This window comes from Streptomyces sp. NPDC001536 (genome assembly GCF_042894505.1).
Classification (GTDB): domain Bacteria; phylum Actinomycetota; class Actinomycetes; order Streptomycetales; family Streptomycetaceae; genus Streptomyces.
This window is the reverse complement of record NZ_JBIAVQ010000001.1, coordinates 406618-427720: the sequence shown is the minus strand read 5'-3', so window position 1 is coordinate 427720 and position 21103 is coordinate 406618. Positions and strand designations below refer to the sequence as shown.

Genomic DNA, 21103 nt, shown 5'->3' with positions numbered 1-21103 from the left:
GTGTTCATTTGTGGAGGTTGAGTGTTCAAACTGTGACCCTCACGGCACTACGACCGGAACGGCCCCGTCACCTCGTAGGTGATCCCGCCCGACGAACTCCCCGACGTCCCCCGCTGGCTGGAGAAGTACAGCCGGGTGCCGTTCGGGGAGAACGCCGGGCCGGTGATCTCCGAGGAGGACTGGCCGTCGATCCTCAGGAACGGGGCGACCACGTCGTCCGGGGTGATGAGGCAGATGTCCATGCTGCCGCCGTCCTCCGCGACGTAGAGGTCGCCGGAGGAGGAGCCGGTGATGTTGTCGACGCCGGTGAGGGGGGCCGTGCCGGAGGTGACCAGGGAGTCGTCGTAGGCCAACTCGTAGGTGTTCGACGTGAGGTTGAGCTGCCAGACACGGTTGTCGCCCTTGGTGGTGAACCAGACCTTGTCGTCGGCGTAGTGGCAACCCTCGCCGCCGTTGAAGGACTTGGAGCCGGAGACCTGGGTGCGGGTGGAGGTGGGGGAGCCGTCCGGGTCGGGGACGGTGGTCCAGGTGTAGGAGCCCGAGGTGGCGGTGCCGGCGACCAGTACCTGGAGGGTGCCGGAGGAGAGGTTGCCCCAAGTCGCCGGTATGAAGCGGTAGAAGCGGCCGTTCGTCTCGTCCTCCGTCAGGTAGATCACCTGACGGACCGGGTCGGCCGCGGCCGCCTCGTGCTTGAAGCGGCCCATCGCCGGGCGCTGCACCGCCGCGTTCACACCCCACGGGTCGGTCTCGTAGACGTACCCCCGGTCGACCTCCTCGCAGGACAGCCAGGTGTTCCACGGGGTCCTGCCGCCCGCGCAGTTCTGCCGGGTGCCGGACAGGATGCGGTACGCCGAGGTGATCGTGCCGCTCGACGAGAACCGCACCGCGCTCGCGCCGCCCGACGGGTTGATCTCCGAGTTGGAGACATAGATCCAGCCCGTGCCGTCCGCGTAACAGGCGCCCCCGTCCGGGGCGTTGTGCCAGGTGTACGACGTTCCGGTGACCGTCTGGCCCGAGCGGGCGATGACCCGGCTGGTGAAGCCCGACGGGAGTCTGATGCCGTTGGCGTCCGGGGAGCCGAGCGCCCCGTAGGGGCCCGTGCCGGGCTGGGCCGGTGCGGCGTACGCGGCGCCGCGCCACAGGGTGCCGCCGAAGACGGCGGAGGTGCCGCCGATGGCGGTCGCACGGAGGAAGGTACGACGTTCCACTGTCGCTCCAAGAGGTGCCGTGACCGTCCCGCCACCGGTCGGGGGCGGGAGCGTGCGGGTGGGAACCTAGGGGAACCGGGTGGACATGTCATGGCCGGGTCATGAACTCGCGGTCGGTGAGTCCTGTCGACGCCGGCCCTCATCGGGGGCAGGCTGGCGGCAAGCATCCAAGCGGCGGGAAGGAGCCCGGCCATGTCCACCGGCTGGAACGCGCAGCACATTCCCGACCAGCACGGCCGCACCGCCGTCGTCACCGGAGCCAACAGCGGCATCGGCTACGTCACCGCGCGCGAGCTGGCACGCAAGGGCGCCCGGGTGGTGCTCGCCTGCCGGAGCGAGACGCGCGGGACCGGGGCGGCGGACCGGCTGGTCGCCGAAGTTCCGGACGCGCACGTGGAGTTCGCCCGGCTCGACCTCGGAGACCTCGCCTCCGTACGGGAGTTCGCGCGGACACTGCCGTACGACCGACTCGACCTGCTGATCAACAACGCGGGCGTGATGGCCCTGCCGTACGGGACGACGGCGGACGGCTTCGAGACCCAGTTCGGCGTCAACCACCTCGGCCACTTCGCGCTCACCGGACTGCTGCTGCCCGCACTGCTCGACACCCCGGGCGCGCGGGTGGTGACCGTCTCCAGCACGGTGCACGCCATGGCCAACATCGACATCCACGATCTCAACAGCGAGCGGCGGTACCGCCGTTGGATCGCCTACGCCCGCTCCAAGACCGCCAACCTGCTCTTCACCCACGAGCTGGCCCGCAGGCTCGCCACCCACGGCTCGGACCTCGTCGCGGCGGCCGCCCACCCGGGCTACGCGGCGACCAACCTCCAGGCCGCCGGCCCCCGCATGGCGGGCCGCCGCTTCACCGAGCGCTTCATGGCCGTCGGCAACAGGTTCTTCGCCCAGCCGGCGGAGGCGGGCGCCCTCCCCACCCTCTACGCCGCCACCGCGCCCGAGGTGTCCGCCGACTCCTTCACCGGCCCGTCCCTCGCGGGCTGGCGCGGATCGCCGGGACCGTCCTGGCGAGTGTCGTGGACCCGCAACGACCGGGCGGGCGAACGGCTTTGGGCCGCTTCCGAGCGGCTCACGGGAGTGTCGTACGACGCCCTGAAGGCCTAGGGTCACTCGCCATGCGACCGGACTTCCCGACGAGGCTGCCGAAGCATCCCCTCAACACCGCACTGCTGGACTACCTGCGGGAACAGGGCTCGCCGCCGAGCGGACCGGACGACTGGACGCTCGGCGAGTGGCAACTGCACACGCACCCCGACCTGATGTACCGGCTGAAGGACTTGGGCCTGGGTGTGCCCCTGAGTGCCGCCTACGGTGTTCCGCTCCTGGCCTACAAGGGTGTCGCGGCCGCGCTCGCCATGGGAACGAGTGCGCTGCTGCTGCGGCTTCCCAAGGCGCCGGCCGATCTCGAAGAGGCTCGCTGGCCGTTCCCCGAACTCACCCGACACGGATGGCGGGCCGTCGACGCCTGGCAGAGCGACCTGCGCTCCATAGAGGGGGACCACCGACTCCTGCTGGCCGTCGAACAGGCTCTGCTCCACACCCGGGACCTCATGTCTCAGGCCGTCTTGCCGCTGTCCACCACCAAGTCCGTCCCCACCACGGACGAGGCGTCGTCCGAGGCCAGATAAAGCACCGCGGCGGCGATCTCCGCCGTGGCGGAGGCGCGGCCGAGCGGCACCGAGTTCTCCATGCGTTCGGCGCGCTCGGCCTCCGTCTCGCCGGGGAGCAGGGACATCTCCGTCTCCACGGGGCCGGGGCTGACCGCGTTGATGCGGACGCCGTCGCCGATGTGGTCGCGGGCGGCGCCCCGGGTGAGGACGGAGACGGCGGCCTTGGTGGCGGCGTACGCGGTGGCGCCCGGGTGGCGGGCGTGGACGCCGAAGACGGAGGCGATGTTGACGATCGCGCCGCCGGAGGGCTGGGTCCGCATCTGGTGGATCTCGGCCTGGAGGGCGTGGAAGACGCCGGTGACGTTGATGTCGAGCTGCTCGGTCCAGTCGGACTCCGGCAGGTCGGCCAGCGGCTGCCCGCCCCGGAAGACGCCCGCGTTGTTGACCGCCACGTCGAGGGAGCCGAAGTGGTCCACGGCGGCGGCCACGACGGCCCGGACGTCGGCGGCGCGCGTGACGTCCCCCGTCACCACGAGCGCCTTGCCGCCCGCCTCCTCGATCAGGGCCGCCGTGGCGTCGAGGGGTTCCCGCCGCCGCCCGGCCACGACGACCCGCGCCCCCTCGGCGGCGAACGCCAGCGCGACGCAGCGGCCGATGCCGGAGCCGGCGCCGGTCACGAGAACGGTCCTGTCGTGGAAACGAGTGCTGGTCATGATCTCCCCTTGTTCTTGACCGATCGGTTCAATATGGCGCCAAATAAAAAACGGCGAGGGCAAGGAAATCGGCGGCCTCAGTCCAGCAGTGCCAGCGCCTGTTCCGCCGCGTCCCGCACCCGCGCCGGGTCCGGCGACGCCTTGCCCACCACCTTGAGGCCCTGGAGCAGCACCAGCAGCATCCGGGCGAGGGCGAGCGGATCGCGGCCCGCGCCGAGCTCGCCCTGGGCCTGCGCGCGCACCAGCGCCGAGTGCAGCACCGTTTCCACGTGGTCCCAGTTCCGCTCGACCTGCCGTGCGGCGGCCGGGTCGTGCGGGGCGAGTTCGGCCGCCGTGTTGGTGATGAAACAGCCGTTCAGGCGCAGGTTCTCGGCGGTGGCCTCGGCCGCGTAACGCCGTACGAGCGCCCGGACCGCGGGCAGTACCGGGCCCGGCCGGGACAGCTCCCCGAGCAGGTCCGGGAGCTGTTCCTGGTAGCGCTCCAGCGCCTTCAGATACAGCTCGTGCTTGTTGCCGAAGGTCGCGTAGAGGCTGGCGCGGCCGATGCCGAGGTGCTCGACGAGGTCGGCCATCGACGTCGCCTCGTAGCCGCGCCGCCAGAACAGCTCCAGGGCTGCCTGCAACGCGGCCTCCGGATCGAACTCCTTGGTCCTGGCCACGTACCGCAGCCTAGATCCAATGAGAACGCTCGGTCAAGAAAGGCTTCTCCCGGACCGGGAACGGGTCACGACACCCGCACCTGGTACGTCGGGATCCGTACCGTCTCGTCGTCCAGGCACTGTCCCGACAGCAGATCGAAGCGCTGCTTCAGCAGGGGCGAGGCGACGAACGGGCGGCCCTCGTGGGTGCCGGTCAGTCCGCGGGAGAGGACCGCCGCGCCACCGAAGGGGTCACGGTTGTCGATGGCGTACAGCTCGCCCGCGCGGTCACGGAAGAGCGCCGCCTGCCGGCCGTCGGGCAGCAGGGCCGCCACACCGCGGCCCGGCAGCAGGACGTTGAGGTCGCAGACCGTGAACCAGCTGTCGCCGAGGCGCAGTTGGATCTTCAGAGCGGTCGTCTCGGGTGCCAGGGTCATCGCTGGGCGCTTCCTTCCAGGACGTCTTCGGCGGGGCGCAGGCCGATGGACAGCAGGGGCAGGTCGGGCTTGATCTGGTCGCGCTCGGGGACGAAGCCGACGACCGGGTCGGGGGTGTCCGGCGCGTTCACGAAGGACACGAACCGGGCGAGCTTCTCGGGGTCGTTGATGGTGTCGGACCACTCGTCGCGGTAGTGGGCGACGTGCGTGGCCATCAGCGACTCCAGCTCCTCGCAGATGCCGAGGGAGTCCTCCACCACCACGTCCCGGACGTGGTCCAGGCCGCCGGGGATCCGCTCCAGCCAGGTGGAGGTGCGCTCCAGACGGTCGGCGGTGCGGATGTAGAACATCAGGAACCGGTCGATCAGCTTGATCAGTTCGGCGTCGCTCAGGTCCTGCGCCAGCAGGTCCGCGTGGCGCGGGGTGGCGCCGCCGTTGCCGCCGACGTACAGGTTCCAGCCGCCCGAGGTGGCGATGATGCCGAAGTCCTTGGACTGGGCCTCGGCGCACTCACGGGCGCAGCCCGACACCGCCGACTTCAGCTTGTGCGGGGAGCGCAGACCCCGGTAGCGCAGCTCCAGGTCGATCGCCATGCGCACCGAGTCCTGGACTCCGTAGCGGCACCAGGTCTGGCCCACGCAGGACTTGACCGTACGCAGCGACTTCCCGTACGCGTGGCCGGACTCGAAGCCCGCGTCCACCAACCGGGTCCAGATGAGCGGGAGTTGTTCGACGCGGGCGCCGAACATGTCGATCCGCTGACCACCCGTGATCTTCGTGTAGAGGCCGAAGTCGCGGGCGATCTCGCCGATGACGATCAGGCCCTCCGGGGTGATCTCACCGCCGGGGATACGGGGGACGACCGAGTACGAGCCGTTCTTCTGGAGGTTGGCCAGGAAGTGGTCGTTGGTGTCCTGGAGCGCGGCCTGCTCGCCGTCCAGGACGTAGACGTCGGCACCGATGGTCGGGGCGAGGGAGGCGATGATCGAGGCCACGGCCGGCTTGCAGGTCTCGCAGCCGTCGCCGCCCCGGGCGCCGTCGCGGCCGTAGCGGTCCAGCAGGTCCTGGTAGGTGTTGATGCGCAGGGCCAGGACGATCTCGTAGAGCTCCTCGCGGGTCTGCGAGAAGCAGCCGCACAGGCCCTTGTCGACGACGACGCCGGACGCCTCCAGCTCGGCGGTGACCAGCTGGCCCAGCACCTTGACGCAACTGCCGCACGTCGTACCGGCCTTGGTGCACTTCTTCACCTCGGGCACGGTGGTGCAGTTGTGCTCGGTGACCGCGCCGCGGATGGTGCCCTTGCGGACGTTGTTGCAGGAGCAGATGATCGCGTCGTCCGGCAGCGCGGTCGGGCCGAGCTGGACGGACTCGCCGGCACCGGCGGGCAGCACCAGCGACTCGGGGGAGACCGGCGGGACCGAGCCCGTGAAGGCCTTCAGCGTGCCGTACGCCTCCGCGTCGCCGACCAGGATGCCGCCCAGCAGCGTGCCGTCGCGGCCGATGACGAGCTTCTTGTACAGGCCCGAGCGGGAGTCGGAGTAGACGACGTCCAGGCAGTCCTCGGTCGCGCCGTGCGCGTCACCGAAGGAGGCCACGTCCACGCCGAGCAGCTTCAGCTTGGTGGAGAGGTCGGCGCCGAGGAACGCGGCCTCGTCCGAGGCGATGGTCGCCGCCGCCGTCTCGGCCTGCTCGTAACCGGGGGCGACCAGGCCGTACACCCGGCCGTCGGCGGCCAGCGCGCACTCGCCGATCGCGAAGACGTGCGGGTCGGCGACCGTACGGCACTGCTCGTCGACGGTGATGCCGCCGCGCTCGCCGACCGTCAGGCCGCAGTCGCGGGCCAGCTGGTCGCGGGGGCGGACACCGGCGGAGAACACCACCAGGTCGGTGGCGAGTTCGGAGCCGTCGGAGAGCTTCATGCCGGTGACGGCACCCTCGGAGTCGACCACGATCTCCTGTGTGCCGACGCCCGTGTGGACGCTCAGCCCCATCTCCTCGATGGTCCGCAGCAGCGCCGCGCCACCGCCCTCGTCGACCTGCACCGGCATCAGCCGCGGCGCGAACTCGACGATGTGGGAGGTGAGTCCGAGCCCCTTCAGCGCACCGGCCGCCTCGAGTCCGAGCAGACCGCCGCCGACCACGGCACCAGTGGTGCGCGTCTTGGCGTACTCCTCGATGGCGAGCAGGTCCTCGATGGTGCGGTAGACGAAACAGCCCTTGGCGTCCTTGTTGGGGACCGGCGGCACGAAGGGGTACGAGCCGGTCGCGAGGACGAGGATGTCGTAGTCGAAGACCTGGCCCGACCGGGCCGTGACCTTCTTCGCCTCGCGGTCGACGGTCACCGCCGGGTCACCGACGTAGAGCTCGATCCCCTGGGCGTCGATGAACTCCATGTCCGTCATGGACAGGTCCTCGGGCGTCTTGCCCGAGAAGTACGAGGTGAGCGCGACGCGGTCGTACGCGGGACGCGGCTCCTCGCACAGCACCACCACGCGGTGCGTGGCGGTCAGGCCGCGCTCGGCGAGGGATTCGAGGAAGCGCTGGCCGACCATGCCGTGGCCGACGAGCACGATCGTGGGGGTGGCCTCCGTGGCCTCCGGGGTGGCGGTCATCAGGAGCCTCCATCGTTGGTGAGCAGGTGGAGCAGGGGACCGCCGTCGGTGGGGAGCGGCTCTGCTCCCTCCCAGGCGCGCGCGAGCGCGCCGACGGTGCCGAGTTCGCCGACGAGGACCCCGCCGACCAGGCGGTCGTCGCGGACGACGACCTTGCGGTAGGTGCCTCGGGTGGCGTCGGCGAGCTGGACGACGTCGTCGCCGGGCAACGCCTCCGTCTCGCCGAACGCGGCGAGGTCGAAGGCACTCTGACCGGGCAGGGTGAGCCGGGTCAGCGAACGGGTGCCGGTGTAGCGGGCATCGGCCCGGCCGGCGAGCAACTCGGCGAGCACCTCGGCCTGTTCGAGGGCCGGAGTGGCGAGCCCGTAGACGTTTCCGTCGTGCTGGGCGCAGTCGCCGATGGCGTGGATGTACGGGTCGGAGGTGCGCAGTTCGTCGTCCACGACGATGCCCTTGCGGACCTCCAGGCCCGCGCCCCAGGCAAGTCCCGCGCGCGGGCGGACCCCGCAGGCCAGGACCACCAGGTCGGCGTCGAGGGCGTATCCGTCGGCCATCTCGACCGAGCGGACCGCGCCGTTGACGCAGCGCACGTCACGCACCCGCAGTTCGGTGTGGACCTCGACGCCGAGCTCGCCCAGATGGCGCCGGACGAGCTTGGAGGCGTTCGGGTCGAGCTGGCGCTCCATGAGCCGCTCGGCCTGCTGGGCGAGGATCACCTGGGCGCCGCGCTGGGCGAGCGCCCGGGCGGCGGAGACCCCGAGGAGCCCGCCGCCGATGACGACCGCCTTCGCACCCGGCCTGACCGCCTTGGACAGGCCCAGGCAGTCGTCCATCGTGCGGAAGGCGTGGACGCCCTCCGGCAGGACGTGGTCCGGGGTGAACAGACCGCGCAGCGGCGGCAGCACCGGGTTCGAGCCGGTGGCCAGGACCAGTCGGTCGTATGCGATCTTCGAACCGTCCGCGCACTCGACGGTCCGCGCCTCCCGGTCGATGCCGGTGACCTGGGCACGGGTGAGCTCCGCGGGCGCAGGCAGCGCGATCACCTCGGGGCTGTACCGTCCGGCCAGCACATCGGCGAGCAGCACCCGGTTGTACGGGCGGTGCTCCTCCTCGCCGATCAGCGTCACGGGCGTGCCGAGCTCGCCGAGCCGCCGGGCGAGACGGACGCCCGCGAGTCCGGCGCCGATCACCACCACACGCGTATTCGAGGTCATGTTCAGGAGCGTGCGTTGCCGGTGTTACCCGACCGCATCACATCTGTTTCCCGCGAGGAACGCTGCCCTCAGCGGGGGCGGTGGGCGGGTGTGAGGGTTCCGAGAATGCGCCGCGGACGGGCTGTGAGGTGGCCGAGCCGGCGGAATCCATGCAGGTGACATCGTCTACGAGGCTCAAACGAAGCTCATCTCGATGGACTGGACACCTATCTCCTGTCTAGGGTCCCGATCATGCCCGACATATCGCTGACCACCCTCGTCGTCCTGTGCCTCGCGGCGCTCGCCGCCGGTTGGATCGACGCCGTGGTCGGCGGCGGGGGCCTGCTCCTGCTCCCGGCGCTGCTGCTCGGCCTGCCGTCGAGCACCCCGGCCGCCTACGCCCTCGGCACCAACAAGGCGGTCGCCATCGTCGGCACGTCCGGCGCGGCGGTGACCTACGCCCGCAAGGCCCCGGTCGACGTACGCCTCGCGGTCCGCATCGGCCTCGCGGCCCTCGCGGGCTCCTCGGCGGGGGCGTTCTTCGCGGCGGGAATGAGCACCGAAGTGCTCAAGCCCGTGATCATGGTGGTCCTCCTGGCCGTCGCCGCCTTCGTCATCCTGCGTCCCGCCTTCGGCACCGCCCCCGCGACCGGCCCGGCCACCCGCCGCCGCGTCCTCGCCGCGATCGGTCTCGCGGGCCTCGGCATCGGCTTCTACGACGGTCTGATCGGCCCCGGCACCGGCACCTTCCTGGTCCTCGCCCTCACCGCCGTCCTCCACCTCGACCTCGTCACCGCCTCCGCCACCGCGAAGATCGTCAACTGCTGCACCAACGCCGGCGCGCTGGCCACCTTCGCCTGGCAGGGCACGGTCCTGTGGCAGCTGGCGGCGCTGATGGCGGTGTTCAACCTGGCGGGCGGCACGTTGGGCGCGCACACGGCACTGAAGAAGGGGAGCGGTTTCGTACGGGTCGTCCTGCTGACGGTGGTGTTCTCGCTGGTCGCGAAAATGGCGTACGAGCAGTGGCTCGCCTGACCTACGGTGACCCCATGGCGACCCAGGTGATCGTGCTCAACGGCGGTTCCAGCTCCGGCAAGTCCGGGATCGTGCGGTGTCTTCAGGCGGTGCTGCCGGACCCGTGGCTGGCCTTCGGGGTCGACTCGCTGATCGAGGCGATGCCCGGCGAGGGCGCGGGCATCGAGTTCGCCCCCGACGGCTCGGTGAACGTCGGCCCGCAGTACATGACCCTGGAAGCGGCCTGGGCCAAGGGCATCGCGGCCATGGTCCACGCGGGCGCCCGCGTGATCATCGACGACGTCTTCCTCGGCGGAACGTCGACCCAGGACCGCTGGCGCCGGGTCCTCGACGGCCTGGACGTGCTCTGGGTCGGCGTCCGCTGCGAGGCCTCGGTCGCCGCGGGCCGGGAGATCGCCCGCGGTGACCGGGTGCGCGGGATGGCGGAGAAGCAGGCGGAGATCGTCCACCAGGGCGTGGTGTACGACGTGGAGGTGGACACCGCGGGGACCGAGTCGCTGGAGTGTGCGCGGACGATCGCCGCGCACGTCCACTAAGGCTGTCGTACGAGCAGTTCGATCACCCCCGTGATGTCCTCGGCCCCGTGTCCGCCCGCTACCCGTCGCGCCATCAGGGCCGCGTACGGTGTCAGCAGTTCGGCGCTCACGCCCTGTTCCTCGGCCGTGCGCAGCAGCGTGGCGTTGGCGGCGGACTGCATGGCCAGGTTGGAGACGACGTCCTTGCCGTAGTCGCCGCTCTCCAACTGGTCGGCGGCCTTGTGCACCATGAACGTCATCGCGGTCAGCCACTCCGCCAGCAGCGGGGCGAAGTCCTTCGGCGCGATGTCCTCGCGGTGGATCAGCGCGAAGGCGTGGGTGAGGCCCGCGAACATGCCGTCCATCGCGCTCAGCAGCGCCACGTCGTGCAGTGCGGCGAACCCCGGGTCCGCGCCGACGTAGGTGGTCGCGGCCGGCACGGCGAGAGTGTCGCGGTGCTCCTCGAAGAGGTCGGCGGAACCGCTGTAGAAGACGTACGCACCGGAGTCCGGCGCCTCGATCATCGGCGGTGTGCCCATGATCCCGCCGTCCAGGAAACGGGCGCCGCGAGCCTGGGCCCAGGCGGCCCTCGCGCGCCCCTGACCCGGCGTCCCGGTGGTGAGGTTGACCAGGTCCCTGTCCTGGAGATCGGCCGTGTCGAGGGCCTCGCCGACCGACGCGTCGTCCAGCAGACAGGCGATCACGAGCCGGCTCGCGGCCACCGCCTCGGCGGCGCTCGCGGCGACCGTGGCGCCCTCGGCGGCCAGGGCCTCGGCGCGGGCGGGGGTGCGGTTCCAGACGGTCACGGGATGGCCGGCGGCGAGCCAGGTGCGGGCGAGGGCGGTGCCCATGGCACCGGCGCCGAGGAGGGTCAGTGGGGTCTTCGTGGTCGGGGCGTTGTCAGTCATGCCGTTTAGGGTTGTTCGTAGGGAAGCGCCTGCTCAAGTACGTACTTGAGAGTGGGTGGTTACCGCCGGGAAAGGGTCCAGGCAGAGGAGGGGCGGCATGGCGAGGGCACGGCGGCCGGGGACGTACGTCTGCGGGATCGACGCGGCGATGGACGTGATCGGCGGCAAGTGGAAGGTGCTCATCCTCTGGGCGCTGCACGAGAAGCCGTGCCGCTTCGGCGAACTGCGCCGGGAGCTGCCGGGGGTGACGGAGAAGGTGCTCGCGGCTCATCTGCGGGAGCTGGAGGCGGACGGCATCGTGCACCGGGAGGCGTACGACGAGGTGCCGCCGAGGGTCGAGTACTCCCTGACCGGGCGGGGCGAGACGCTCAACGAGGCGCTGGGGCCGCTGGGGGACTGGGGCAAGGAGAACATGCTCGGCGGAGCTTCGGCGAAGTTGCTCGATGGTGCGCCGGCGGACACGCTCGACGGTGCCTCAGCGGCTGCCGGTCAGATGCGCGAAGACGACGACGTTGCCCTGATAGCCGGTCGCCCGTGAGTAGCCCCCGCCGCAGGTGATCACCCGCAGCTCGGGCCGGTGCGCCGCGCCGTACACCTTCTCGTCGGGGAAGTCCCTCGCGTCGTACACCTCGACGGAGTCGACCGAGAAGAGGGCCGCGGTGCCGTCGCGCCGGGCCACCTCGATGGTGCTGCCCTTCCTCAGGGCGCCGAGGTCGTAGAAGACGGCGGGACCGTCGGCGTTGTCGACATGTCCGGCGACGATCGCGGTGCCCGTCTCCCCGGGGGTGGTGCCGGCCTCGTACCAGCCGGCGAGGTTCTCCTTCTCGGCGGGCGGGACGTCGAGGCTGCCGGTCGGGGTGAGCCCGAGGCCCATCAGGGGGGCGTCCACGCGGATCGACGGGATGCGGATGCGGTCCGGTGGGGAGGGCGGCAGCGCGGGCGCGGAGCCTGCCTCGGTGTGGTCGGCGCGGGCCTCGGAGGGGGCGGGCTGCGGCGGGGCGTGGGTCGCGGCGGCACCGCGCAGCAGCCAGGCACCGCAGCACAGGGCGACGACGGTGACGGCCGCTATGACGAAGTTGCCGGCGCTGCGGTGTCCGCGCATGCGGAGAGCCTCCTTTTCGCTGGGCCTGCCCCTGTCCCCCTCCGGGCCGCGAGGGGCGTCGGACCCGGAGGGGGAGGGGACATGCGGTACCGGCGGACGGACAGCGGAGGGTGTCCGTCAGATCCCGTCGCCTCTCGCCCGGCGATGCAGGAGCCAGGTACCGCCCGCGGCGGCGACGGCGAGAGCCGCCACGCCGGCCGCGGTCTGCACGGGATCGGGGCCCAGAGCGCCACCGACCCCCGTCTTCACACTTCCTCGGGGATACACCTGCTGACGGGTGGAGGTGAGCGTGACCACCAGGTCGCCCGTGACCCGCCGGCCGCCTTCCGCGCAGGTCGCGACGATCTCGTACGTCCCCGGCTGCGCGCTCTCCGGCACCCGGAACTGTCCGATCGCGTCCTGCTCATGGGTGCTCGGCGCGAGGGTGAACGATCCGGCGCCCACCGCGCTCGCGTCGCCCGCCGCGGTGTCGCCGTCCTGGCACGCCGCCGTGTTCACCGTGACCTGTTCGCCGGGCACGACCGAGGACGGGTACACCTCCAGGCTTGCGGCGTCCGCGGCGTGCACCGGTGCGGCCACCAGCCCCGCGGCCGCGACGGCGAGCGCGGTGCCGGTCAGCATGCGGGCGGTACGGCGCATCGGTGCTCCCTCGAGCTCTTCGGTGTCCCCTGCCCTTCCGAGGTAAAAGGCAGCGGGCCGAGCGCGCTTCCTGAGGGTGCGTCAGAAATGGGGTGAATGGGTGTCAGGTCGGTGTGCGGCGGGGCTGTGGTGGCGGTGTTTGGGCAGGTCATCGGCGTAGGGCGGAGGTGTCGCGGAAGAGAACCCGAAGGGCGCGGGGCGAGGGTGCGACCGGGTGACCCGGGGTCGGGCGCCGGGACTTGACCTCAAGCTTTGTTGAGGTATCAGGCTGTCCCTCATGCAGATCACAGACGCTCCTTTGAAGGTCACCCTCGTCGTCGGCAGCAACCGCCACGGCCGCTTCGGCCCCGTCGTCGCGGACTGGCTCCTCGACCTGATGCGAGACCGGGACGACCTGCTCCCCGACGTCGTGGACGTCGCGGACACCGACCTCCCCATGTCCTTCGCCCGCACCCAGGAGGCGACGGCGGCCCTCTCGGGCATCACCCCGAAACTGGCCACCGCGGACGCCTTCGTCGTCCTCACCCCCGAGTACAACCACTCCTACCCCGCCGGTCTCAAGAACCTCATCGACTGGCACTACACCGAATGGCAGGCCAAGCCCGTCGCCCTCGTCTCCTACGGCGGTATGTCAGGCGGCCTGCGAGCTGTGGAACACCTCCGCCAGGTCTTCGCCGAACTGCACGCGGTGACCGTCCGCGACACGGTGTCCTTCCACAACGCGGGGGCGTCCTTCGACGACGAGGGCCGGCTGAAGGATCCGGCGGCCCCGGGGGCGGCGGCCAAGGGGATGCTGGATCAGCTGGTGTGGTGGGGGAGGGGGCTGAGGGAGGCGAGGGAGCTGAGGCCGTACGGGGCGTAGTGCAGCCCCACGGCCGACTCCGTGTCGATGCGGTGGGAAGGCGGTGGCGGTGCGGCAGGGAGCCCGGTGACGTCCGTCCCCGCCGCACTGCCGGCTACCGCACCTCAGCTCACGTTCACCGCGCTCCACGCCGCGGCCACCGCGTTGTACTCGGTGCTCCCGGACCCGTACAGATCCCTCGCCGCGTTCAGCGTCGCCGTACGCGCACCCGCGTAGTTCGTCGAGGAGGTCATGTAGACCGTCAGTGCCCGGTACCAGATCGCGCCCACCTTGTCCCGGCCGATGCCCGACACCGAAGAGCCGTCGCAGGTGGGGGAGTTGTAGCTGACGCCGTTCACCGTCCGGGCGCCGCTGCCCTCCGCGAGGAGGAACGCGAAGTGGTTCGCGACGCCGGACGAGTAGTGCACGTCCAGGTCCTTGACCGTCGAACTCCAGCAGTCCGCCGAGTTCCCGTCCTTCGACGGCTTGTCCATGTAGCGCAGCGCGTCCCGGCCGAATCCGGAGCGGACGATCTTCTCGCCGATCAGATAGTCCCCGGTGTCGCCGGAGTTGCCCGCGTAGAACTCCACCAGCGTTCCGAAGATGTCCGACGTGGCCTCGTTCAGGCCGCCCGACTCACCCGAGTACGTCAGCGCCGCCGTCTTCGACGTCACGCCGTGCGACATCTCGTGGCCCGCCACGTCCAGCGACACGAGCGGGCCGAGCTGCGTCCCGTCGCCGTCGCCGTACGTCATGCAGAAGCAACTGTCGTCCCAGAAGGCGTTGTTGTAGTTGTTGCCGTAGTGGACGCGGTTGAACGAGCCCTTGCCGTCGCCCGCGATACCGGACCGCCCGTGGACGTTCTTGTAGTAGTCCCAGGTGACGTCGGTGCCGTACTGGGCGTCCACGGCCGCCGTGGCGCGGTCCGAAGTGGCCCCCGTTCCCCAGTGGTTGTCGGCGTCCGTGAAGACCGTGGACGGGGCGCGGCTGACGCAGATGCCGAGGATGCACAGGTCCGTCTTGTTCGCCGCGTCGCCCGTGTACGTGTTCCCGCGCGTCGCGTCCTTGAGCTGGTACGCCGATCCCGACAGGGTCGTCTCCAGCGGTACCGTCCCGCCGTACAGCGACTTCCCGTCACCCGACGCCGTCTCGATCGAGTCCCACGCGTCGATCTGCGCGCCCGTCCCCGCGTCGGTCAGCACCGTGCGCCCGACCGGGTTGCCGAGCGAGTCCTGTGCGACGACGTCGGTCTGCCAGGCCAGCTTGGGGGTGCCGTGCAGGGCGTCGACGACCAGCTTCGGCTTGGCCGTCAGCTTCTTCAGCGTCTCGCCGAGGTTGGCGGCGCGCAGCGCGTTCGCCGCGAGGTCGGCGGCCTTCGGGGCGGTCAGGCCAGGGGTGACCGAGGACAGGGCGATGGACTGACGGGTGGCTCTGTTCGCGCCGCGGTACGTGCCGTCCGCGTCCAGGTGGACCACGAAGTCGCCGCCCAGTACCGGGATTCCGCGGTACGTACGGTCGTAGCGGACGTGCTGCGCGCCGTCCTTGTCGACCACGACGTCCCGGACCTTCGTGTCCTGTGCGGCGGTGAGGCCCAGCTTCGAGGCCTGCGCCACGAGCACGTCCGCCGCGTTGCCGATCGCGGTGGCCCGGGTCGGCCGGTCGGCCGCGCCCGCGGTCGGGGAGAGCGCGGCGGCCAGGAGGATCGCGGCGGTGGCGGCCGTGCCGACCGTGGCGAGACGGGACCCCAGGAGGGTGTGGACAGGGCGAACGGGACGTATCCGGCTCATCTGTCTCCTTGGAAAGGCGCGTTGGGCGCGTGGGGGGAAAGGAGGAGGCGCGAGTGCTGCCTGAGATTTAAGGGGCCATGACATGTCATGTCCAGAGGGCGTCTGTGCACGTCCGGCACCCGTGTGTGAGGAGAGAGAATCGTTTCCGTGAGACTCCCGTTCTTCGTCTACGGCACCCTCCGCCCCGGACAGGTCAACCACGACCACTTCCTGCGCGGCCGCACCCGCTCCGAGGAGCCGGGCCGGCTCGACGGCGTGGTGCTCTACGACGGTCCCGGCTATCCGTACGCCGTCGAGCAGCCCGGAGGCACCGTTCTCGGGGAACTCGTCACCGCCCTCCCCGAGGCGTACGACGACCTCCTCGTCGCCCTCGACCGGCTGGAGGACTACGCCCCCGGCGATCCCCGCAACCTCTACGAGCGCGTCGAGCGCGAGGTCGTACGGGACGCCGACGGGGCGCCCGTACGGGCCTGGGTGTACGTCGCCGCCCCCGCCGTGGCCGCCGAACTGCGCGCGCACGGCAAGCTGATCGACAGCGGTGACTGGCTGGTCCACGGCTGAGGGACCTTCGGCGCCCGACCGGGGACTGTCGACGCCGGCGCCCGCAGCCTGCCGAACGACCCCGCGCCTACGGCTTCACCGCCTCCAGCCGCACCGCGCACGCCTTGAACTCCGGCATCCGCGAGGTCGGGTCGAGCGCCGGGTTGGTGAGGGTGTTCGCGCGGCCCTCGCCCGGCCAGTGGAAGGGCATGAAGACGGTGTCGGGGCGGATGCCGGTGGTGATGCGGGCCGGTGCCACGGCCCGGCCCCGCCGGGACACGACCGCCACCGGGTCACCCTCGGCCGCGCCGAGCCGCGCAGCGAGCCGCGGGTGCAGCTCCACGAACGGGCCCGGTGCGGCGGCGTTCAGCTCGTCCACGCGCCGTGTCTGGGCACCGGACTGGTACTGGGCCACGACCCGGCCGGTCGTCAGCAGCACCGGGTACTCCTCGTCCGGCTCCTCCGCCGACGGTCGGTGCGAGACGGGGACGAAGCGGGCGCGGCCGTCCGGGGTGGCGAAACGGTCGAGGAAGAGGCGGGGCGTGCCGGGATGTCCCGCTTCCGCATCGGCGTCGGCCGTGGGACACGGCCAGAACACCCCGTTCTCCTCGGCCAGTCGCCGGTACGTGATCCCGGAGTAGTCCGCCGGCCCGCCCGCGCTCGCCCGCCGCAGCTCCTCGAAGACCTCCTCCGGGTCGGTCGGGAAGCCCTTCTCCACGCCGAGCCGGTCGGCGAGTTCGTGCATGACCTCCAGGTCGCTGCGCACGCCCTCCGGCGGGGTGATCGCCTGGCGGCGCAGCAGCACCCGGCCTTCCAGGTTGGTCGTCGTGCCCGTCTCCTCCGCCCACTGCGTGACCGGCAGCACGACGTCCGCGAGCTCCGCCGTCTCCGACAGCACCACGTCACAGACGGCAAGGAAATCAAGGGACTTGATGCGCTCCTCGATGTGCGCGGCACGCGGCGCCGACACCACCGGGTTGGAGCCCATCAGCAGCAGCGATTTGATGTCGACACCGAGGGCGTCCAGCAACTCGTAGGCGCTGCGCCCGGGTCCGGGCAGCGAGTCGGGGTCGACTCCCCACACCTCGGCCACATGGCGCCGTGCCGCCGGGTCGTCCAGCTTTCGGTAGCCGGGCAACTGGTCGGCCTTCTGGCCGTGTTCGCGCCCGCCCTGTCCGTTGCCCTGCCCGGTGAGACAGCCGTATCCGGAGTACGGCTTCCCCGCCCGGCCCGTCGCCAGGCACAGGTTGATCCAGGCGCCCACGGTGTCCGTGCCCTTGGACTGCTGCTCGGGTCCGCGCGCGGTCAGCACGATCGCGGCCTCGGGCTCGCAGAACATCCGTACCGTCTCGCGGAGTTGGGGCACCGGCACCCCGGTGATCCGCTCCACGTACTCCGGCCAGTGGGCCATCGCGGCGGCGCGGGCCTCCTCCCAGCCGGCCGTGCGCTCGTCGACGTAGGCCTCGTCGACCCGCCCCTCGGCGACGACCAGGTGCAGCAGGCCCAGCGCCAGCGCGAGGTCGGTGCCCGGGCGGGGCATCAGATGCAGGTCCGCCTGCTCGGCGGTCTTGGTGCGGCGCGGGTCGATGACGACGAGCGTGCCGCCGTTCTCGCGCAGCTCGTTGAAGAAGCGCAGCGACGGCGGCATGGTCTCGGCGAGATTGGAGCCGACGAGGATCACACAGCCCGTCTTCGGGATGTCCTCCAGCGGGAAGGGCAGTCCGCGGTCCAGGCCGAACGCCTTGATCCCGCCGGCCGCCGCGGAGGACATGCAGAAGCGGCCGTTGTAGTCGATCTGCGAGGTGCCGAGGACGACCCGGGCGAACTTGCCCAGCGTGTACGCCTTCTCGTTCGTCAGGCCGCCCCCGCCGAACACCCCGCACGCGTCCGGACCATGTTCCGCACGCGTGCGCCGCAGTTCCCCGGCGATCCGGTCCAGCGCCTCGTCCCAGGTGGCGGGCACCAGCGTGCCCTCCTCGGAGCGCACCAACGGGGAGGTCAGGCGCACCCGGGACGAGAGCACCGCGGGTGCCGTACGGCCCTTGCCGCACAGCGCCCCGCGGTTCACCGGGAAGTCCGCGCGCTCGGTGACCTCCACGCCCCCGTCCGGGACGGGCGTGAGATTCATCCCGCACTGCAGGGCGCAGTAGGGGCAGTGGGTGGGCGTCGCGGAGTTCTGCATGCTCCTCAGCGTGCTTCCGCCGTGTTACGTGCGCGGCGGCTCCCTGTTACGCGAGCGGCACGGCGACCTCCCCGCCGGGGCCCGGGCGCGGTGAGGCGGCCTGGCCGGGCGCACACCTGCCCACCGAGAGTCGCCGCCGGCCGTGACGGAGGTTGCCTCTGCTGTGAAAGACGCCACATGTGGCGCGTTCCCTTTCGTCGATGGCCGATCACGCCTTGTTGAGCGTTGAAAAACCGGAGCTACAGTCGAGCGCGGATCCAGCTTGGCGCCAGGCACTTCTCTCACGCGAAAAGCCAGCCAGGAGGTTTCCCCAGCATGCCCCTGCGCCACTTAGCCCCCCGCGACCAGCACCTCTTCCACCAGTACGGCTTCGGCCCCGCCGTTCCCGTCCCGGACCCGCTGATCCACCACGCCGTCGAGCGGCAGGCGGCCGCCGCCCCGCACACCGTCGCCGCCGAACACCTCGGCGCCCGCATCACCTACGGTGAGCTCGACCGCTGTGCCGACGCCCTCGCCGCCCGGCTGATCCGCGAGGGCGTACGCCCCGGCGACCACGTCGGTCTCTTCGTCCGCCGCTCCGTCCCGATGCTCGTCGGCCTGCTCGGCATCCTGAAGGCGGGCGCCGCCTACGTCCCCCAGGACATCGGCCTCGCCCCGGCCTCCCAGCTCGCCCACGTCATCCGCGCCGCCCGCACCCGCGTCGTGCTCACCGTCGCCGAGTACGCCCACCGCGTCCCGCTGCCGCCGGGCCACCGCCTGATCGCCCTCGACGAGCCACTGCCGTACGTCCCGGGCCCCCGCACCGCCGCGCCCGGGCCGCGACCGGACGTCCGGGTGCACCCCGACGACGGCTGCTACGTCCTGTTCACCTCCGGCACCACCGGTCGCCCCAACGGGGTGAAGGTCACCCACCGCAACGTCGCCAACATCCTCCTCACCGCCCCCGGCGACCTCGGCATCCGCCCCGGCGACCGGGTCGCCCAGCTCCTCAACATCGCCTTCGACATGGCCGCCTGGGAGATCCTCGGCTGCCTCGCGCACGGCGGCACCCTCGTCATCCGCGGCAAGGACATCGCGGCGGCGGCCCGTAAGGCGGACGTCGTCATCGCCACCCCGACGGTCCTGTCCGGCATCGACCCGGCGACCTGCCCGCGCGTCCGCACGGTGGCGGTGGCGGGGGAGCCCTGCCCGCGCCCGCTCGCCGACCGCTGGGCCCGCCAGGCCGCCTTCCACAACTGCTGCGGCCCCACGGAGACGACCATCGTCAACACGATGCGCCGCCACGAGGTGTCGTCGCCGCTCCTCACCATCGGCCGCCCCACCCCCAACAACACGGTCTACGTCCTCGACGCCGAGCTCCGTCCACTCCCCATCGGCGAGGTCGGCGAGATGTGGGCGGGCGGCGACTGCGTCTCGGCGGGCTACCTGGACAACGACCGCCTCAACGCGGAGCGCTACGCCCCCGACCCCTTCCTCGGCGCCGGCCACCGTATGTTCCGCACCCGCGACCTCGGCCGCTGGACCGCCGACGGCGAACTGGAGCACCTGGGCCGCACCGACGACCAGGTCAAGGTGCGCGGCTTCCGCGTCGAACTCGACTCCGTCTCCTCGGTGCTGGAGTCGGTCGAGGGCTGCCGGCGTGCGGTGACCCTGAAGCGGGACGCCCGCACCCTGGTCTCCTTCGTCACCCCGGCCGACGTCGACCCCGACACGGCCCGGCGCGCGGTGGCGGAGGCACTGCCGTACTACTGCGTGCCCGAGAGTGTCCTGCCCCTGACGCAACTACCGGAGACGGACCGCGGCAAGATCGACAAAGCGGCGCTGCTGCGGCTGGCCGAGGAGCGCACGGCGGTGTCCCGATGACGACCTCACTCCAGCGCCAGTCGGTGGAACTGCCCCCGCGGACCCCGGCCGCGCGCCGACTGCTGAAGCACCCGCGCCTGATGCACTACAACCGCCTGGCGGCACTGGTCCTGTCAGCCAACCTGGTCTTCCTGTACGCGAGTTGGACCCCGTCGGCACGCACCATGGGCCACGCGGCCCTCGCCAACCTCGCCCTCGCGATCCTCGTCCGCCAGCAGTACGTCATCAACCTCTTCTTCAGACTGGCCACTTGGGCGCCGACCAGCTGGCCGCTGAAGGTCCGCTGGACGCTGGGGAAGGTGTACCACTTCGGCGGACTGCACGTGGGCGGGGCGCTGGCGGGGGCCGGCTGGTTCCTGGCGCTCACGATCACGACGAGCAACGGTCCGCTCATGGCGGTGGGCTGGACCCTGACGGCCCTCCTCGCGCTCATCATCGCCACGGCCCTGCCGCCCTTCCGCGCCCGCCACCACGACCACTTCGAGAAGATCCACCGCTTCGGCGGCTGGATCGCCCTCGCCCTCTTCTGGACGCACACGCTGCTCGCGTCCCCGGGCCCGGCCGAGGTGACGGTCCTCTCGGTCGTCACCTTCAGCGTCGCCCTGCCGTGGCTCAGGCTCCGCAAGGTCGGCGTACGACTGGAACGCCCCTCCCCGCACGTGGTGCTGGCCCGCTTCGACCACGGCGAGACCCCCTTCGCGGGCTCCTCCACGGCCATCAGCCGCAGCCCGCTGAAGGAATGGCACTCCTTCGCCAACGTCCCGGCCCCCGGCGAGCCCGGCTTCCGGCTGACGATCTCCCGGGCCGGTGACTGGACGGGCGACTTCATCGACGACCTGCCGAGCCGCGTCTGGGTGAAGGGCATCACCACCGCCGGAGTCGCCAACATCGAGACCCTCTTCAAGAAGGTCGTCTACGTGGCGACGGGCAGCGGCATCGGCCCCTGCCTCCCGCACCTCCTGGCCGCCGAGGTCCCCTCCCGCCTGGTCTGGGCGACCCGCGACCCCCGCACCACCTACGGCGACGCCCTCGTCGAGGAGATCCTCGCCGTCCAGCCGCACGCCCTGATCTGGGACACCTCCCGCGACGGCAAACCCGACATGGTCCGCCTCGCGTACGCCGCCTACCGCGACTTCGGCGCCGAGGCGGTGATCTGCATCAGCAACAAGAAGCTGACCTGGCAGGTGGTGCACGGCCTGGAACAGCGGGGGATCCCGGCGTACGGCGCCATCTGGGACTCGTAGCACTCACAGGGGAGACGA

Annotated in this window: 20 protein-coding genes; 9 read left to right on the top strand and 11 right to left on the bottom strand. The window is 71.4% G+C overall.

Translation table 11 applies throughout. From position 1 onward, the window contains the following. Nucleotides 1–47: 47 nt before the first annotated feature. Nucleotides 48–1208, bottom strand: coding sequence for an alkaline phosphatase PhoX (locus ACFY0U_RS02015; RefSeq protein ID WP_388628795.1), 1161 nt, complete (start codon nt 1206–1208; stop codon nt 48–50). 192 nt (nt 1209–1400) lie between these two features. On the opposite strand from ACFY0U_RS02015, the gene ACFY0U_RS02010 reads away from it, so the two are divergent. Then, nucleotides 1401–2330 (top strand): oxidoreductase, encoded by a 930-nt coding sequence (locus ACFY0U_RS02010; protein ID WP_388628792.1) that lies wholly within the window; start codon nt 1401–1403, stop codon nt 2328–2330. Between the two features lie 11 nt (nt 2331–2341). Next, entirely contained in the window at nt 2342–2854 is a 513-nt protein-coding gene (locus tag ACFY0U_RS02005) for a hypothetical protein (RefSeq protein WP_388628789.1), read from the top strand. Here the strand turns inward: ACFY0U_RS02005 and ACFY0U_RS02000 are convergent. The 5 genes from ACFY0U_RS02000 to ACFY0U_RS01980 form a co-directional block, all read right to left on the bottom strand. Beyond that, the gene (locus ACFY0U_RS02000; RefSeq protein ID WP_388628787.1) at nt 2782–3549 is read right to left on the bottom strand and encodes an SDR family NAD(P)-dependent oxidoreductase; all 768 of its coding nucleotides are present in this window, start codon (nt 3547–3549) and stop codon (nt 2782–2784) included. The two genes, ACFY0U_RS02005 and ACFY0U_RS02000, sit on opposite strands and share 73 nt — an antisense overlap. 77 nt (nt 3550–3626) lie before the next feature. After that, nucleotides 3627–4208, bottom strand: a complete 582-nt coding sequence (locus tag ACFY0U_RS01995) for a TetR/AcrR family transcriptional regulator (RefSeq protein WP_388628784.1) — start codon at nt 4206–4208, stop codon at nt 3627–3629. Between the two features lie 65 nt (nt 4209–4273). Beyond that, nucleotides 4274–4624, bottom strand: coding sequence for a nitrite reductase small subunit NirD (nirD, locus tag ACFY0U_RS01990; RefSeq protein WP_171145219.1), 351 nt, complete (start codon nt 4622–4624; stop codon nt 4274–4276). Next, a complete protein-coding gene (nirB, locus tag ACFY0U_RS01985) occupies nt 4621–7236 on the bottom strand; it encodes a nitrite reductase large subunit NirB (protein ID WP_388628780.1) in 2616 nt (871 codons plus the stop codon). The genes nirD and nirB overlap by 4 nt, the downstream gene beginning before the upstream one ends. Further along, the gene (locus ACFY0U_RS01980; RefSeq protein ID WP_388628777.1) at nt 7236–8450 is read right to left on the bottom strand and encodes an NAD(P)/FAD-dependent oxidoreductase; all 1215 of its coding nucleotides are present in this window, start codon (nt 8448–8450) and stop codon (nt 7236–7238) included. The genes nirB and ACFY0U_RS01980 overlap by 1 nt, the downstream gene beginning before the upstream one ends. Nucleotides 8451–8681: 231 nt before the next feature. Here ACFY0U_RS01980 and ACFY0U_RS01975 point away from each other — a divergent pair, with 231 nt between their 5' ends. Continuing rightward, nucleotides 8682–9464, top strand: coding sequence for a sulfite exporter TauE/SafE family protein (locus tag ACFY0U_RS01975; protein ID WP_388628775.1), 783 nt, complete (start codon nt 8682–8684; stop codon nt 9462–9464). Between the two features lie 14 nt (nt 9465–9478). Beyond that, on the top strand, nt 9479–10000 hold the full coding sequence (cpt, locus tag ACFY0U_RS01970) for a chloramphenicol phosphotransferase CPT (RefSeq protein ID WP_388628772.1): 522 nt from the start codon (nt 9479–9481) through the stop codon (nt 9998–10000). On the opposite strand, the gene ACFY0U_RS01965 is transcribed toward cpt, so the two are convergent. Further along, nucleotides 9997–10887 (bottom strand): NAD(P)-dependent oxidoreductase, encoded by an 891-nt coding sequence (locus tag ACFY0U_RS01965; RefSeq protein ID WP_388628769.1) that lies wholly within the window; start codon nt 10885–10887, stop codon nt 9997–9999. The genes cpt and ACFY0U_RS01965 overlap by 4 nt on opposite strands. A gap of 97 nt (nt 10888–10984) precedes the next feature. Here ACFY0U_RS01965 and ACFY0U_RS01960 point away from each other — a divergent pair, with 97 nt between their 5' ends. Then, nucleotides 10985–11425 carry a winged helix-turn-helix transcriptional regulator gene (locus ACFY0U_RS01960; protein ID WP_388628766.1) on the top strand — a complete coding sequence of 147 codons (441 nt, stop codon included), beginning with the start codon at nt 10985–10987 and terminating at the stop codon, nt 11423–11425. On the opposite strand, the gene ACFY0U_RS01955 is transcribed toward ACFY0U_RS01960, so the two are convergent. After that, complete coding sequence (locus ACFY0U_RS01955; protein ID WP_388628763.1) at nt 11363–11989, bottom strand: class F sortase; 627 nt, start codon at nt 11987–11989, stop codon at nt 11363–11365. The two genes, ACFY0U_RS01960 and ACFY0U_RS01955, sit on opposite strands and share 63 nt — an antisense overlap. 117 nt (nt 11990–12106) lie before the next feature. Then, nucleotides 12107–12628: a hypothetical protein gene (locus ACFY0U_RS01950; RefSeq protein WP_388628760.1), complete on the bottom strand. Its 522-nt coding sequence runs from the start codon at nt 12626–12628 to the stop codon at nt 12107–12109. Between the two features lie 277 nt (nt 12629–12905). Here ACFY0U_RS01950 and ACFY0U_RS01945 point away from each other — a divergent pair, with 277 nt between their 5' ends. After that, nucleotides 12906–13490 (top strand): NADPH-dependent FMN reductase, encoded by a 585-nt coding sequence (locus tag ACFY0U_RS01945; RefSeq protein ID WP_388628757.1) that lies wholly within the window; start codon nt 12906–12908, stop codon nt 13488–13490. A 104-nt stretch (nt 13491–13594) separates the two neighbouring features. On the opposite strand, the gene ACFY0U_RS01940 is transcribed toward ACFY0U_RS01945, so the two are convergent. Beyond that, nucleotides 13595–15256, bottom strand: coding sequence for a M4 family metallopeptidase (locus ACFY0U_RS01940; RefSeq protein WP_388628755.1), 1662 nt, complete (start codon nt 15254–15256; stop codon nt 13595–13597). 147 nt (nt 15257–15403) lie between these two features. Between ACFY0U_RS01940 and ACFY0U_RS01935 the strand changes: the two genes are divergently transcribed. After that, nucleotides 15404–15817 carry a gamma-glutamylcyclotransferase family protein gene (locus ACFY0U_RS01935; protein ID WP_388628752.1) on the top strand — a complete coding sequence of 138 codons (414 nt, stop codon included), beginning with the start codon at nt 15404–15406 and terminating at the stop codon, nt 15815–15817. A 67-nt stretch (nt 15818–15884) separates the two neighbouring features. Here the strand turns inward: ACFY0U_RS01935 and ACFY0U_RS01930 are convergent, their stop codons facing one another. Further along, nucleotides 15885–17978, bottom strand: coding sequence for a molybdopterin oxidoreductase family protein (locus ACFY0U_RS01930; protein WP_388628749.1), 2094 nt, complete (start codon nt 17976–17978; stop codon nt 15885–15887). A 315-nt stretch (nt 17979–18293) separates the two neighbouring features. On the opposite strand from ACFY0U_RS01930, the gene ACFY0U_RS01925 reads away from it, so the two are divergent. Together ACFY0U_RS01925 and ACFY0U_RS01920 are read left to right on the top strand one after the other, a co-directional pair. Continuing rightward, nucleotides 18294–19841, top strand: coding sequence for an amino acid adenylation domain-containing protein (locus ACFY0U_RS01925; RefSeq protein WP_388628746.1), 1548 nt, complete (start codon nt 18294–18296; stop codon nt 19839–19841). After that, nucleotides 19838–21085, top strand: a complete 1248-nt coding sequence (locus ACFY0U_RS01920) for a hypothetical protein (RefSeq protein WP_388628743.1) — start codon at nt 19838–19840, stop codon at nt 21083–21085. The genes ACFY0U_RS01925 and ACFY0U_RS01920 overlap by 4 nt, the downstream gene beginning before the upstream one ends. Nucleotides 21086–21103 lie beyond the last annotated feature (18 nt).